Below are 13,788 nucleotides of genomic sequence, written 5' to 3'. Positions count from 1 at the left end.
CATAGCGCAAGCCGGGGCATGACTTCATCCTCTCTGTCCGCTTTCCGCGAAGATTCGCCAGAAAAAACGTGCGAGCATCACTCCGACGGACACATCAATAATGAGTTAATTTACATCAAGTTAAACCATCACTTTGCCATTACAAGCCTTGAGCAAGGCGGCAAGTCGGTGGAGAAGTGGCAGGGCTGGCCGCGGAGGAGCAGCATCCTCACTCTGCTGACGGATCTACAGCAAAGCATCGAGCCGGTCGGCGAGACGCAAAAAAAAAGCCAGCACCCGGCTGGCTAAAGTAATACTGGAAGCAATGTGAGCAATGTCGTGCTTTCAGGCTTTCCGCAGGGGTCTTCCTGAATGCAGAGCAATAATAATCATTCTCATTCGCAGTTGTCTACTTTTTTTTGCAAATAATGCGTGTTGACTCGAACGCTGTAGTCAGTGATGTTTAAAGGGACTTTTCACCTGAATGAGGAACAAGGAATGAGTGACATCGTGATACGCCATGCTGAACCGAAAGATATTGACGCGATTCGTCAAATTCACGCCCAGCCGGAGGTGTATCACAACACGCTACAGGTCCCTCATCCATCCGAACATATGTGGCGGGAGCGGCTAACCGATACGCCCGGCGTGAAGCAGCTGGTGGCCTGTATCGATGAGCAAGTCGTCGGCCATTTGAGCATTGCCGTCGTCCAACGTCCCCGCCGTAGCCACGTCGCCGATTTTGGTGTCAGCGTGGATTCGCGCTGGCACAACCGCGGCGTCGCCAGCGCGCTGATGCGTACCATGATTGATATGTGCGACAACTGGTTACGCGTCGAGCGTATTGAGCTGACGGTGTTTGCCGATAACGCCCCGGCAATTGCGGTGTATAAGAAGTACGGCTTTGAGATCGAAGGCACCGGCAGGCGTTACGCGCTGCGTAACGGTGAGTATGTGGATGCGTATTATATGGCGAGAATGAAGTAGCGTGTTGCCGGGTGGCGGCTTCGCCTTACCCGGCCTACCGTTCGTGCGGCCTGCCTTTAATTTATTCACCATGCTGGCTGAAACTGCCGGTGTTGATGGGCCTCAAAATCGCTGAGACGTTCCCGGAAGGCCGGGGCAGCCCGCATGGATGCGGGCTGAGGGCCGTGTTTTGCACGGATGCTGCCTCGGCCCGACCCGAAGCCTGCCGGGATAAGTCGAAGGTACCACGAAGTGGCGATTTTGGCGGCCAGAGCCCGGGAGTACAGAGGGCGGCGGCGACTGGCCGCCCTCTGTGCGCTCCCTGCGCCGTGAGAGTCATAACGCAGAAGAAATATCGGGAGCGCAATGTGCTCTGAATTAACACAAAGCATATGTTTTTCCCGGGCCAAAAAAGTTGCAAACCGATAACAGTATCTACGTTCGCACAGTTGTAGGCCCGGTAAGCGCAGCGCCACCGGGCAACACATCAATACCCCGCCGTTAAATCATCCGGCGAACGTGGATCGGAGGCGCCATACAGCATGCCGTCCGGCCCTACCATGATGCTCTGGGTACTGCCCATCGCCTCTTTCAGCGCCACTTTCTGCCCCTTCGCCTCCAGTAGCTTCAAGGTATCCGGGCTAAAGCCTTTCTCCACCCGCAGCTCATCCGGCAGCCATTGATGGTGGAAGCGCGGCGCGTTGGTGGCTTCCGCGACGTTCATCCCGAAATCGATGGTATTGACCACCATCTGCAGCACGGTCGTGATGATCCGGCTGCCGCCCGGGCTGCCGGTCACCAGCCAGGTTTTGCCGTCTTTCACCACAATGGTCGGCGACATCGACGACAGCGGGCGTTTTTTCGGCTCCACCGCATTGGCGTCGCCGCCTACCAGACCATAAACGTTAGGCACGCCGGGCTTCGCCGAGAAGTCATCCATCTGGTTATTCAGCAGAATGCCGGAGTCCCCCGCCACGATGCCGGTGCCAAAGGTGGTATTCAGCGTATAGGTCACCGCCACCGCATTACCCTCTTTATCGACCACCGAGAAGTGGGTGGTCTGGTTACTTTCATAGGGCGCCAGCTTGCCCGGGCGGATCTGACTGGAAGGTTTGGCCTTGTTGACATCAATCTCGGCGGCAATTGCTTTGGCGTAAGCTTTGTTGGTCAGCGCCTGCCACGGCACTTTGACGAAGTCAGGGTCGCCGAGATATTCAGAACGGTCGGCATAGGCGTGTTTCTCCGCCTCCGCCATTACCTGCATGGCATCAGCGCTGCCAAAGCCATATTTCTGCATATCAAAATTTTCGAGGATATTGAGGATCTGCACGATGTGGATCCCGCCGGAAGACGGCGGCGGCATGGAGTAAACTTCATACCCGCGATAGTCGCCGCTAATCGGCGTACGCTCGACGGCCTTATAGCTGGCGAGATCGGCTTTGCTGATAAGCCCGCCGTGCTTTTTCATCTCGTCAGCGATCTGGTCGGCGATGGCCCCTTTATAGAAGGCGTCCGGGCCGTGCTCAGCAATCAGCTCCAGGCTCTTACCGAGATTCTTTTGCACCAGTCGATCGCCCTTTTTCAGCGGCTCGCCGTTCTTCCAGAAGATCGCTTTACTGTTTTCATGCTGCGGGATCACTTCGCTGCCGTAGGTTTTCAGATCGTCCGCCAGCGCATCGTTAACAATAAAGCCCTCTTCCGCCAGCTTAATCGCCGGGCGGATCACTTTGTTCAGCGGCATGGTGCCGTACTTTTCCAGGGCGAGGGAGAAACCGGCGACGCTGCCTGGCGTGCCGGAGGCCAGATGCGAAGTCAGCGATTTTTTACTGTCCGGGTTGCCCTGGTCGTCAAGGAACATGTCGCGGGTGGCCTGTTCCGGCGCCATTTCGCGGAAATCGATCGCCGTGGTCTGGCCGTCTTTAGTCCGCAGCAGCATAAAACCGCCGCCGCCGATATTACCGGCCTGCGGATGGGTGACCGCCAGCGCGTAGCCAACCGCAACTGCCGCATCGACAGCGTTGCCGCCCTGGCGCAGAATATCCACGCCGACGCGGGTCGCCAGCGCGTCCACCGACGCCACCATCCCCTGCCGGGCGCGTACCGGGTGGAACACATCTTCCTCTACGCCATAAGAGACTGGCGGCGGCGGTGGCGGATTGGCGGCGACGGTGAAACTACCGCCCGCCAGCAACGCAGCGATGACCACCTGGCGCCATATTGTTGTTTTTATCATTGTCTTACTCCTGAAAGGTAGGTTTCATTCCCCGCTTAAGCCTGGTTGATAACTCCTAAAAAATCATTGTTATGGCGGATTCGAGGTACACTTAAGTGATCCCACGCACGGGAGGAGAAAACCATGAAAGCGATTCTGTTTCTGGCGGCGCTGATGCCGCTTGGCGTATTAGCCCAGCCGATCAATATTAATAACAACCCTAACCAGCCGGGTTACGTGGTGCCCAGCCAGCAGCGTATGCAAAATGAGATGAAGGTGCAGCAACAGCAGCAGCAGAGCATGCTGAAGCAGGATCTGAACAATCAGACCCGCTCGCAGCAGCAGCATTTGCAAAACCAGTTGCAGACGAATCAGCAGCGTGCGGCCCAGGGCGGCAATCTCAATCCGCAGCAGCAGGTGCTACCGAACAACAACGGTGGAATGCTGCGGCAGACCAACCCGTAAAGGTCAGCCGCAGCAAATCCGTCTTAAGGCTGGAAATTCGGCCCGATGACGTCAATGGCATCGGTGCAGATGCAGTCTACGCCCCAGCGCAGCAGCTCGGCGGCGCGCTGGGGTTTATTGACCGTATACACCAGAATGTGCAGGCCGGCCTGTTTCAAGCTTGCCACCCGCGCCGCATCCAGCAGTTTGTGGTTGAGATGAATCGACACGCAGCCCAGCCGGGTGGTCAATTCGCGCCAGTCATCGCGCCACTCATCCAGCAGCAGCCCGCGCGGCAGCTCGGGCGCGGCTTTCTGCGCCGCTTCCAGGGCATCAATTTCAAAAGAGGAGAGCAGCGGCGCGGTCATGCCTTGCCACAGATCGCGCGCGGCCAGGGCCACCACGTTGCCGGTCTGCGGCCCCAGCCCGGTGGTCGGCTTAATTTCGATATTCGCCATCATGCCGTGACGGCGGCAGCGCTCCGCCACCTGAGAGAGCAACGGCAGCGGCTCGCCCTTAAATTCACGGCTGTACCAGCTGCCGGCATCGACCTTCAGCAGATCGTCCCACGCCAGCTCGCCCGCCACGCCCCAGCCATTGCTGGTGCGTTCGAGATTATCGTCATGCAGCAGAAAGATCTGCCCGTCCTTCGACAGCTTGGCGTCAAATTCAATCATCGTGTGCCCGTAGCGGGCGCCGACGTCGATAGCCGCCAGGGTGTTCTCCGGCGCCAGTTTACCGCCGCCGCGATGGGCGACGATGCGGGGATAAGGCCAGTTACTCATGCGCGTTGTCCTGTTTCACCATCAAAGAGGTGCAGATGTTCCAGGGGCAGATGCAGCCATAGCGTGCTGCCGCCCGCCGGGCGCTGCTGATGCGGCAGTCTGACCACCAGCTTCTGCTCGCCCCAGCGCCCGTGGGCGAGGTTATCGGCACCTAAGATTTCCAGGGTATCCATCAGCAGCGGAATGCCACCTTGCGCCTGCGAACTTAAAATAAAGTGCTCCGGGCGGATACCGAGCGTCATTTTACGCCCGGCGTAGCGCCGATGCTCGTGATTCATCGGCAACGCCATGCCACCGGCCAGCTCGAAGCGGCCGCCGTCATCGCTGACCCGCCCTTCCAGCAGGTTCATGGCAGGGCTGCCGATAAAGCTCGCCACAAAGCGGCTGGCGGGCTTTTCATACACTTCCACCGGGGTGCCGATCTGCTCGGCAATACCTTTATTCATCACCATCACCCGCTGGGCGAGGGTCATCGCCTCCACCTGATCGTGGGTGACATACAGCGAAGTGGTTTTCAGGCGCCGATGTAGCTGCTGCAGCTCAAGACGCATCTGCACGCGCAGTTTGGCATCGAGGTTTGACAGCGGTTCGTCGAACAGGAATACCGCCGGGTCACGCACAATGGCGCGGCCCATCGCCACGCGCTGGCGCTGGCCGCCGGAGAGCTCACGCGGGCGGCGCTTAAGCAGGCCGTCCAGCTCCAGAATACGCGCCGCTTCCTGCACGCGCTCGGCGATCAGTCCCTTCCCCATGCCGCGGATCTTCAGCCCCCACGCCATGTTCTCTTCCACGCTCATATGCGGATATAGCGCATAGTTCTGGAACACCATCGCGATGCCGCGATCCTTCGGTTCCATCTCAGTCACCCGTTTGCGATCGATCCAGATATCGCCGCTGGTCACTCGTTCAAGCCCGGCGACCATCCGCAGCAGCGTTGATTTCCCGCAGCCCGACGGGCCGACCATGACGATAAATTCCCCGTCCGCCACGTCCAGCGTCAGCGGTTGAATCACCTGGGTTTTGCCATCCCAGCTTTTGCTTACTGCCTGTAGTTTTAAACCAGCCATTTTATTTCTCACTATCGACCAGGCCACGCACAAACGCGCGCTGCATGGCTAAAACGATGACAACCGGCGGGATCAGAGTGAGCAGCATCGCCGCCATCACCTGATTCCACTGGGTGGTGCCTTCGCCGGTGGCGATCATGCCTTTGATACCGGCGACGGCGGTGCCAAGATTCACATCCTGAATAATCAGCAACGGCCACAGATACTGGTTCCAGCCGTAGATAAAGGTGATGACGAACAGCGCCGCAAGATTGGTTTTCGACAGCGGCAGCACGATGTCGCGAAAGAAACGCATCGGCGAAGCGCCATCGATGCGCGCCGCTTCAATCAGTTCGTCCGGCAGGGTCATAAAGAACTGGCGGAACAGGAAGGTGGCGGTGGCCGAAGCCATCAACGGCAGCGTTAAGCCGGCGTAGCTGTCGAGCATTTTGAGGTTAGCGATGACCTCCACCGTCGGGAAAATACGCACCTCGACCGGCAGCATCAGGGTGATAAAGATCATCCAGAAGAACAGGTTACGCAGCGGAAAGCGGAACCAGACGATGGCGAAAGCCGAAAGCATCGACACCACGATTTTGCCCAGCGTAATGCCAAACGCCATGATGAAACTGTTGAGCATCATCAGCCAGAACGGCGCGCTGTTGACGCCGACGCCGTTCACCCAGATGGTCTTCATGTTCTCCAGCAGATGGCCGCCGGGGATCAGGGTCATCGGCGTTTCGAACACCGATTGGTTATCCAGCGTCGCCGCCACGAAGGCGACGTACAGCGGAAATAAAATGACGGCAATACCCAGAATGAGCATGGTGTGGCTGAAAATCGTCAGCCCGCGACGGTTCTCAATCATTGGTAACGCACCTTACTTTCAACGTAACGGAACTGCACCACCGTCAGGATAATGACGAGGAACATCAGCACCACCGACTGCGCGGCGGAAGCGGAAAGATCGAGCCCGGCAAAACCTTCGCGATAGATTTTGTAGATCAAGGTGGTGGTGGCCTGCACCGGGCCGCCGGCGGTGGCGGCATCGATCACCGGGAAGGTGTCGAAGAAGGCGTAAACCAGGTTGACCACCAGCAGGAAGAAGCTCACCGGCGCAATCAATGGCAGCGCCAGCTTAAAGAAGCGACGAATCGGCCCGGCGCCGTCGATGGCGGCGGCCTCAACCAGCGAACGCGGGATCGACTGCAGCGCGGCGAAGAAGAACAGGAAGTTGTAGCTTATCTGCTTCCATACCGAGGCGAAGACCACCAGGAACATCGCCTGGCCGCTGTTCTGCGCGTGGTTCCAGTCGTAGCCCAGCTCGCCGAGGAAATGGGTGATCAGCCCGCGCCCGGGGTTGAAGAGGAAGATCCACAGCACTGCCGCGACGGCGGGGGCCACAGCATACGGCAGCAGCATCAACGTCTGATAGAAGCGGCTGCCGCGCACCACGTAGTCGACCAGCGCGGCAAAAAACAGCGAAATAAGCAGGCCGCTGACGGTTACCAGGGTGCTGAATTTTATGGTCGTCCAGAACGAGTCCAAATAGTACGGGTCGTGGAACAGGGTGACGAAGTTATCCAGGCCGACAAACTGGCTGGAAAGGCCAAACGGATCGACACTCTGCAGCGAGTACCACAGCGCTTCGCCCGCGGGCCAGATAAAGAAAATCAGCGTGATAATCAGCTGCGGCGCGACCAGCACATAGGGCAGCCAACGCGAGCGGAATACCGGACGGGTTGATGACATTGAGATTGGGTTCCTGAACAATGCCGGGTGGCGGCTACGCCTTACCCGGCCTACATAGGGCACATCGTAGGCCCGGTAAGCGCAGCGCCACCGGGCAAGTTACAGATTACGATTTGGTCGCTTGCTCGAAGCGGCGCAGCAGCTGATTCCCACGCTGAACGGCGGAATCCAGCGCCTGTTGCGGGGTTTTCTTGCCGGTCCACACGCTCTCCAGCTCTTCATCGACGATAGTGCGGATTTGCGGCATGTTGCCCAGGCGCAGGCCTTTGGTGAACGGCAACGGCGGCTTGTTCAGCATCTGGCGGGTGGCGATATCGGCGCCCGGGTTCTTATCATAGAAGCCCTGCTGGCGCGTCAGATCGTAGGCCGCAGTGGTGATCGGCAGATAGCCGGTTTTCTGGTGCCATTCGGCGGCGATTTCCGGTTTGGTCAGGAAGTCGAGGAACTTCGCCACGCCGGTGTAAGTCTCTTTGTCTTTACCCTGCATCACCCACAGGCTGGCCCCGCCGATGATGGCATTCTGCGGCGCGCCTTTCACGTCGGCATCGTATGGCATCATGCCGACGCCGTAGTTGAATTTGGCGTACTGACGAATATCAGCCAGCGAGCCGGATGACGCGGTAGTAATCCCGCAGTCACCGTTATAGAACTTCTCGGTGGACTCGTCTTTGCGCCCGAAGTAGCTGAAATCGCCCTTCTTATTCATCTCTTCGAGCAGAGCGATATGCTTCACCTGCTCCGGCTTGTTGAACTCCAGAACCGCGTCGGTACCGTCGAAGCCGTTATTCTTCGTGGCCACCGGCAGACCGTGCCAGGCGCTGAAGTTTTCAATCTGGATCCAGCCCTGCCAGCCGCTGGCGTACCCGCACTTCATCCCGGCGGCTTTCAGCTTCGCGGTGTAGGCCGCCAGATCCTGCCAGGTCTTCGGCGGCTGCTCCGGATCTAAACCGGCTTTTTTGAAGGCGTCTTTGTTGTAGTACAGCACCGGGGTAGAACTGTTAAACGGCTGGGAGAGTAAATGGCCGGTTTTTGAATCGGTGTAATACCCGGCCACCGTCGGCACGAACTGCGATTCATCAAACTTGATGCCTGCCTCGCTAAACACCTGGTACACCGGCTTAATGGCTTTTGACGCCATCATGGTCGCGGTGCCGACTTCATACACCTGCAGGATCGCCGGGGCGTTGCCGGTACGGAAAGCGGCGATACCGGCACTCAGGCTCTGTTCATAGTTGCCTTTGTATACCGGAACGATTTTGTAATCAGGATTGGCCGCGTTAAAGCGTTGCGCCAGAGAATCCACTTCTTTACCCAGCTCGCCTTCCATTGAGTGCCAGAATGGGATGGTGGTAACCGCCAGGGCCTGACCGGCAAAAGCCAGGCTCAGCGCCAGTCCTAAAGCTGTATGTCGTAACGATATCATCGGTTATCTCTCTTGTTGTGCCGGATGCGCGATTTCACGCGTTTTATGCTCGCGGGGTAACATGACATGTTCGAATTACAGAAAAATAACTCTTTTATTACAAAAAAAAGATAGTAACGGGTCAGAGAGATGACAAGCCGATGAAAGGACGGGGGAGGTAAAGTGGGAGCTGAGACACGGATAATATTCGTGCGATTGGCTCCCGGGGTCGGCGCAAGCGCCTCGCCCGGGCTACAACGGCTTGGGTAGCCCGGCCAAGCGAAGCGCCGCCGGGTTGCGATGAACTAACCGCCGAGATAGGCGCTGCGCACCGCCTCGTTGGCCAGCAGCGCGTCGCCGGTATCCTCCAGCACCACGTGGCCGTTCTCCAGCACGTAGCCGCGGTCGGCCAGCTTCAGCGCCTGGTTGGCGTTCTGCTCAACCAGGAAGATAGTCATTCCCTGCTCGCGCAGCTGCTCGATGGTGTCGAAAATCTGCTGAATGATGATCGGCGCCAGCCCCAGCGACGGTTCATCCAGCAGCAGCAGGCGCGGCTGGCTCATCAGGGCGCGACCGATCGCCAGCATCTGCTGCTCGCCGCCGGACATGGTCCCGGCGCGCTGGATGCGGCGTTCGAGCAGACGTGGGAACAATTCATACACCCATTTGATACGGGTCTGGAACTGATCGCGGTCGGCAAAGAAACCGCCCATCGCCAGGTTCTCTTCCACCGTCATGCGTGAAAAGACGCGCCGCCCTTCCGGGACGATCGCCACCGCTTCACGCATGATTTTCGCCGTCTGCCAGTCGGTAATATCCTTACCGTCAAAGACAATGCGTCCGCTTGACGCACGCGGGTCGCCGCACAGCGTACCGAGCAACGTGGTTTTCCCCGCGCCGTTGGCGCCGATAAGCGTCACGATCTCGCCCTGCTTGATTTGCAGGCTGACGTTGTGCAGCGCCTGAATCTTGCCGTAGTGGGCGCTGACGTTGTCAAAAGTTAACATCGCGTTTTCCATCTTATGCCTCACCAAGGTATGCGCGGATCACGTCCGGGTTATTACGAATCTCTTCCGGCGTCCCGTTGGCCAGCGGTGTCCCCTGGTTCACGACGTAGATGCGATCGGAAATGCCCATCACCAGCTTCATATCGTGTTCGATAAGCAGGATGGTGGTGTTGTGATGGTTACGCAGCTCGGCGATAAGCTCGTCCAGCTCTTTGGTCTCTTTCGGGTTCAGCCCCGCCGCCGGTTCATCGAGCATCAGAATTTCCGGCTGGGTCACCATGCAGCGGGCAATTTCCAGCCGGCGCTGGTCGCCGTAGGCCAGGTTGCTGGCCTGACGGTTGGCGTGCTCCAGCAGGCCGATACGCTCCAGCCAGGTGGCGGCCCTGTCCAGCGCTTCGCTCTGCGCCCGACGGAAGGCCGGCGTTTTCAGCAGGCCGGAGAAGAGCCCGGTTTTCAGCTGCTGATGCTGCGCCACCAGCAGGTTTTCAATCACCGTCATTTCGCGGAACAGACGCACGTGCTGGAAGGTCCGCACCACGCCCATCCGCGCAATCTGCTGACCCGGCAGCCCTTCCAGGTGCTGGTCGCGCAGCATAATGGTGCCGCCAGTGGGCTTGTAAAAACCGGTCAGGCAGTTAAAGACGGTGGTCTTCCCGGCGCCGTTGGGGCCGATCAGCGAGACAATCTCGCGCTCTCTGAGCTCCAGCGACACATTGTTGACGGCCAGCAGACCGCCGAAACGCATCATCAGGCCGCTGACGGATAATAATGGCTGACTCATGCCTGCTCTCCTTTCGCCTGACCGTTCTTCAGCTTCAACTGCACGCGCGTCATTGGCAGCAGCCCCTGCGGGCGCCAGATCATCATCAGCACCATCAGGCCGCCGAGCATTAACATGCTGTATTCGTTGAAGTCACGCATCAGCTCGCGCGACACCACCAGCAGAATAGCCGCGAGGATCACCGCGAACTGCGAGCCCATCCCGCCCAGCACCACGATCGCCAGCACGAAGGCCGACTCGGCGAAGGTGAAGGATTCCGGGCTGACGAAGCCCTGGCGCGCAGCGAACAGCGTCCCGGCGAAGCCAGCAAACGCGGCGCTGATGGTAAAGGCGGTCAGCTTGATGCGCGTCGGGCTCAGGCCCAGCGAACGACAGGCGATCTCATCTTCACGCAGCGCTTCCCACGCCCGCCCCAGCGGCATTCGCAGCAGGCGGTTGATGACGAACAGGCTGAGCACGACCAGCAGCAGCGCCACCAGGTAGAGGAAAATCACCCGGTCGGAGGGATCGTATTTGACGCCGAAGAAATTGCTGAAGGTATCCCAGCCGCCTTCGCGGGCGGTACGGCTAAATTCAAGGCCGAAGAAAGTCGGTTTCGGGATCTGGCTGATGCCGTTCGGCCCGCCAGTGATCTCGGTATTGTTGAGCAGCAGAATACGCACAATTTCACCGAAGCCTAAGGTCACAATCGCCAGGTAGTCGCCGCGCAGACGCAGCACCGGGAAGCCCAGCAGGAAGCCGGCCGCCGCGGAGACCAGGCCAGCCAGCGGCAGACAGGTCCAGAAGCCGAGACCGTAATAGTGGTTCAGCAGCGCGAAGGTATACGCGCCGATGGCGTAGAACCCACCGTAGCCCAGCACCAGCAAGCCGGAAAGGCCGACCACCACGTTCAGCCCGAGGCCGAGGATGATATAGATCATCGTCAGCGTGGCGATATCCACCGTGCCGCGCGACACCATAAACGGCCATGCCACGGCAATCACCAGCAGGGCTATCAGGAACAGCTTCTGCTTCACCGTCGAGCCGTCAATCGCCGGCATAATAAACTTCGGCCCGGAGACGTTCTTAACCGCTTTCTGGAACAGCGGCCGCAGCAACTGGAAGAAAAAGACCACCGCGGTGCCAATAAAGATCCACTGCCAGCGAATATCGGCGGCGGTATCGACCACCAGTTTGGTGCCGTCCAGCTCCAGCTGCACGCCCATAAAGACGCCCGCCAGAATGAAGAACATCACGGCAGACAGCAGCGCCATTGCAATTTGCATCGGTTTCATACTTTTTCTACCTCCGGGCGGCCCAGAATGCCGGTCGGCATCACTAACAGCACCAGAATCAGCAGCGCGAAGGAAACGACGTCCTTATATTCGGTGCTGAGATAGGCAGAAGAGAGCGCCTCGGCAATACCCAGGATCAGGCCGCCGATCATCGCGCCAGGGATACTGCCGATACCGCCAAGCACGGCGGCGGTGAAGGCCTTCATCCCGGCCATAAAGCCGATGTAGGGGTTAATCACGCCGTAGAACTGACCGAGCAGCACGCCCGCCACCGCCGCCATCGCTGCGCCAATGACAAAAGTCAGGGCAATGACGCGGTCGGTGTTAATGCCGAGCAGGCTCGCCATTTTCAGGTCTTCGGCGCAGGCGCGGCAGGCGCGCCCCATCCGCGAGTAGCGAATAAACAGCGTCAGGGCCAGCATGGCGATAAAGGTCACCACCCAGATCACCAGTTGCATGGTGGTGATCGTCGCGGAGAAACTGTCGCTGTGGCCGACGACCCACTGGCCGTTAAACAGGCTCGGCAGCGCCACGTCGCGCGACCCCTGAGTCAGGCTGACATAGTTCTGCAGGAAGATAGACATCCCGATAGCGGAGATCAGCGCAATCAGACGCTTAGAGTTACGCACCGGCCGATAGGCCACGCGCTCGATACTCCAGCCGTAGGCGCTGGCAATCACAATGGCGCCCACGAATCCGGCGGCGACCAGCAGCCAGCTGGTGTCGATGCCCATCATCATCAGCGCGGCGATGATCATGAAAGAGACATAGCTGCCAATCATGTAGACCTCGCCGTGGGCGAAGTTGATCATGCCGATAATGCCGTACACCATCGTATAGCCGATGGCGATCAGCGCGTAGGTACTGCCCAGCGTGACGCCGTTAAACATCTGCTGCAGAAAATAGAGAAACTGCTCGGACATAAGGTAACCTTTTTCAAACCGCCCGCGGCTCGCGGGCGGAGGGATAACTCGTCTTTAGCGCTTATTTCGCCGCGCTCGAAGAGCCGTCGGCGTGCCACTGGAAGACACCAAACTCAAATCCCTTCAGATCGCCTTTTTCATCCCAGGTCAGCGGCCCAATCACGGTTTTCGCCCCGTGCGCTTTCAAATCTTTGATTAAATCCAGCGGCTGCTGGCTGCCAGTTCTGTCCATCGCCTGCGCCAGCGACTGAACGGCGGCATAGGTGATCCAGACGTACGGCCCGCTCGGATCTTTCTTCTCCGCTTTCAGCGCGTTGACGATGGCGCTGTTGGCAGGATCCTGATCGTAGCGTTTTGGCATCGTCACCAGCATCCCTTCCGCCGCGGCGCCCGCGATATTGGACAGCGAGGCGTTGCCGACCCCTTCCGGCCCCATAAACACGGTTTTCAGCCCAACGGAGCGCGCCTGGCGCAGCATCTGGCCCATTTCCGGGTAGTAGCCGCCGTAGTAGACGAAGTCGATGTTCTCTTTCTTCAGGCGCGCCAGCAGGGCGGAGAAATCTTTTTCCCCCGCGGTGATGCCGTCGAAGAAGACGATGTTGGCCCCGGCTTTTTTCAGGTTGTCCTGCACCGAACGCGCCAGCCCTTCGCCGTACTGCTGCTTGTCATGAATGATGGCGATACGCTGCGGTTTCACTTTCTCGACGATATATTTCGCCGCGGTCGGCCCTTGCGAGGAGTCGAGGCCGGCGGTACGCATGATGTACTGATAGCCGCGCTGGGTCAGCTCCGGGTTGGTCGCTCCCGGGGAGATCATCAGGATGCCTTCATCCTCATAGATGTCGGAAGCCGGCTGAGTGGAAGAGGAGCACAGGTGGCCGATAACGTACTGAATGCCGTCGTTGACGATTTTGTTGGCCACCGCGACCGCTTGCTTCGGATCGCAGGCGTCGTCATATTCGACGGCCACCAGCTTGTCACCCTTAATGCCGCCGCTGGCGTTGATGTCTTTAATCGCCTGACGCGCGCCATTGAACTCCATGTCGCCCCACTGGGCCACCGGACCCGACATCGCGCCGACGACGGCGACCTTAATATCCTTGGCCATCGCCGCGTGCGACATCGCTAATGCGACAATGCCCGCGACGATGGTTTTCGCGTTCCTTTTCATGCTGCAGAACCCCGTTCGTGATGTGGTGTAAATGTTTTGTATTTTT

Annotated in this window: 14 protein-coding genes; 3 read left to right on the top strand and 11 right to left on the bottom strand. The window is 58.8% G+C overall.

Annotated features, from left to right (window positions below; genetic code table 11):
* The first annotated feature begins 18 nt into the window (after nt 1–18).
* Both CWM61_RS29105 and yhhY read left to right on the top strand, forming a co-directional pair.
* Nucleotides 19–288 (top strand): hypothetical protein, encoded by a 270-nt coding sequence (locus CWM61_RS29105; protein ID WP_165785150.1) that lies wholly within the window; start codon nt 19–21, stop codon nt 286–288.
* Nucleotides 289–477: 189 nt separating this feature from the next.
* On the top strand, nt 478–966 hold the full coding sequence (gene yhhY / locus CWM61_RS07815; protein WP_004181470.1) for an N-acetyltransferase: 489 nt from the start codon (nt 478–480) through the stop codon (nt 964–966).
* 466 nt (nt 967–1,432) lie between these two features.
* Here yhhY and ggt read toward each other — a convergent pair whose 3' ends face one another.
* Complete coding sequence (gene ggt / locus CWM61_RS07805; protein ID WP_100631029.1) at nt 1,433–3,178, bottom strand: gamma-glutamyltransferase; 1,746 nt, start codon at nt 3,176–3,178, stop codon at nt 1,433–1,435.
* Between the two features lie 123 nt (nt 3,179–3,301).
* Here ggt and CWM61_RS07800 point away from each other — a divergent pair, with 123 nt between their 5' ends.
* The gene (locus CWM61_RS07800) at nt 3,302–3,622 is read left to right on the top strand and encodes a DUF2756 family protein (protein ID WP_100631028.1); all 321 of its coding nucleotides are present in this window, start codon (nt 3,302–3,304) and stop codon (nt 3,620–3,622) included.
* Between the two features lie 23 nt (nt 3,623–3,645).
* On the opposite strand, the gene ugpQ is transcribed toward CWM61_RS07800, so the two are convergent.
* From ugpQ to livK, 10 genes are all read right to left on the bottom strand, one after another.
* Entirely contained in the window at nt 3,646–4,386 is a 741-nt protein-coding gene (gene ugpQ / locus CWM61_RS07795) for a glycerophosphodiester phosphodiesterase (protein ID WP_061153079.1), read from the bottom strand.
* Nucleotides 4,383–5,453, bottom strand: coding sequence for a sn-glycerol-3-phosphate import ATP-binding protein UgpC (locus CWM61_RS07790; RefSeq protein WP_044649551.1), 1,071 nt, complete (start codon nt 5,451–5,453; stop codon nt 4,383–4,385). Before CWM61_RS07790 ends, ugpQ begins: the two co-directional genes overlap by 4 nt.
* Nucleotide 5,454: 1 nt before the next feature.
* Nucleotides 5,455–6,300 carry a sn-glycerol-3-phosphate ABC transporter permease UgpE gene (gene ugpE / locus CWM61_RS07785; protein WP_064323935.1) on the bottom strand — a complete coding sequence of 282 codons (846 nt, stop codon included), beginning with the start codon at nt 6,298–6,300 and terminating at the stop codon, nt 5,455–5,457.
* Entirely contained in the window at nt 6,297–7,184 is an 888-nt protein-coding gene (gene ugpA, locus CWM61_RS07780; RefSeq protein WP_074387038.1) for a sn-glycerol-3-phosphate ABC transporter permease UgpA, read from the bottom strand. Before ugpA ends, ugpE begins: the two co-directional genes overlap by 4 nt.
* Nucleotides 7,185–7,290: 106 nt before the next feature.
* Nucleotides 7,291–8,607, bottom strand: a complete 1,317-nt coding sequence (gene ugpB, locus CWM61_RS07775) for a sn-glycerol-3-phosphate ABC transporter substrate-binding protein UgpB (protein WP_061153075.1) — start codon at nt 8,605–8,607, stop codon at nt 7,291–7,293.
* 284 nt (nt 8,608–8,891) lie between these two features.
* Nucleotides 8,892–9,605, bottom strand: a complete 714-nt coding sequence (livF, locus tag CWM61_RS07770; RefSeq protein WP_100631027.1) for a high-affinity branched-chain amino acid ABC transporter ATP-binding protein LivF — start codon at nt 9,603–9,605, stop codon at nt 8,892–8,894.
* A 1-nt stretch (nt 9,606) separates the two neighbouring features.
* A complete protein-coding gene (gene livG, locus CWM61_RS07765) occupies nt 9,607–10,374 on the bottom strand; it encodes a high-affinity branched-chain amino acid ABC transporter ATP-binding protein LivG (RefSeq protein WP_008806972.1) in 768 nt (255 codons plus the stop codon).
* Nucleotides 10,371–11,648 carry a branched chain amino acid ABC transporter permease LivM gene (gene livM / locus CWM61_RS07760; RefSeq protein WP_008806971.1) on the bottom strand — a complete coding sequence of 426 codons (1,278 nt, stop codon included), beginning with the start codon at nt 11,646–11,648 and terminating at the stop codon, nt 10,371–10,373. The genes livG and livM overlap by 4 nt, the downstream gene beginning before the upstream one ends.
* Nucleotides 11,645–12,571: a high-affinity branched-chain amino acid ABC transporter permease LivH gene (livH, locus tag CWM61_RS07755; RefSeq protein ID WP_002920807.1), complete on the bottom strand. Its 927-nt coding sequence runs from the start codon at nt 12,569–12,571 to the stop codon at nt 11,645–11,647. Before livH ends, livM begins: the two co-directional genes overlap by 4 nt.
* A 61-nt stretch (nt 12,572–12,632) precedes the next feature.
* Nucleotides 12,633–13,742 (bottom strand): high-affinity branched-chain amino acid ABC transporter substrate-binding protein LivK, encoded by a 1,110-nt coding sequence (gene livK, locus CWM61_RS07750; RefSeq protein WP_002920808.1) that lies wholly within the window; start codon nt 13,740–13,742, stop codon nt 12,633–12,635.
* Between the last annotated feature and the right edge of the window lie 46 nt (nt 13,743–13,788).

The organism is Klebsiella sp. K-Nf6 (genome assembly GCF_002806655.1).
In the GTDB taxonomy this organism is placed as follows: Bacteria; Pseudomonadota; Gammaproteobacteria; order Enterobacterales; family Enterobacteriaceae; genus Klebsiella; species Klebsiella variicola.
Note: the sequence above shows the minus strand (reverse complement) of the source record. Positions and strands in the feature narration are given on the sequence as shown.

Coding starts and splice junctions, on each gene's coding strand:
- CWM61_RS29105 (WP_165785150.1), top strand. CDS start 19: ATGACTTCATCCTCTCTGTCCGCTTTCCGCGAAGATTCGCCAGAAAAA.
- yhhY (WP_004181470.1), top strand. CDS start 478: ATGAGTGACATCGTGATACGCCATGCTGAACCGAAAGATATTGACGCG.
- ggt (WP_100631029.1), bottom strand. CDS start 3,178: ATGATAAAAACAACAATATGGCGCCAGGTGGTCATCGCTGCGTTGCTG.
- CWM61_RS07800 (WP_100631028.1), top strand. CDS start 3,302: ATGAAAGCGATTCTGTTTCTGGCGGCGCTGATGCCGCTTGGCGTATTA.
- ugpQ (WP_061153079.1), bottom strand. CDS start 4,386: ATGAGTAACTGGCCTTATCCCCGCATCGTCGCCCATCGCGGCGGCGGT.
- CWM61_RS07790 (WP_044649551.1), bottom strand. CDS start 5,453: ATGGCTGGTTTAAAACTACAGGCAGTAAGCAAAAGCTGGGATGGCAAA.
- ugpE (WP_064323935.1), bottom strand. CDS start 6,300: ATGATTGAGAACCGTCGCGGGCTGACGATTTTCAGCCACACCATGCTC.
- ugpA (WP_074387038.1), bottom strand. CDS start 7,184: ATGTCATCAACCCGTCCGGTATTCCGCTCGCGTTGGCTGCCCTATGTG.
- ugpB (WP_061153075.1), bottom strand. CDS start 8,607: ATGATATCGTTACGACATACAGCTTTAGGACTGGCGCTGAGCCTGGCT.
- livF (WP_100631027.1), bottom strand. CDS start 9,605: ATGGAAAACGCGATGTTAACTTTTGACAACGTCAGCGCCCACTACGGC.
- livG (WP_008806972.1), bottom strand. CDS start 10,374: ATGAGTCAGCCATTATTATCCGTCAGCGGCCTGATGATGCGTTTCGGC.
- livM (WP_008806971.1), bottom strand. CDS start 11,648: ATGAAACCGATGCAAATTGCAATGGCGCTGCTGTCTGCCGTGATGTTC.
- livH (WP_002920807.1), bottom strand. CDS start 12,571: ATGTCCGAGCAGTTTCTCTATTTTCTGCAGCAGATGTTTAACGGCGTC.
- livK (WP_002920808.1), bottom strand. CDS start 13,742: ATGAAAAGGAACGCGAAAACCATCGTCGCGGGCATTGTCGCATTAGCG.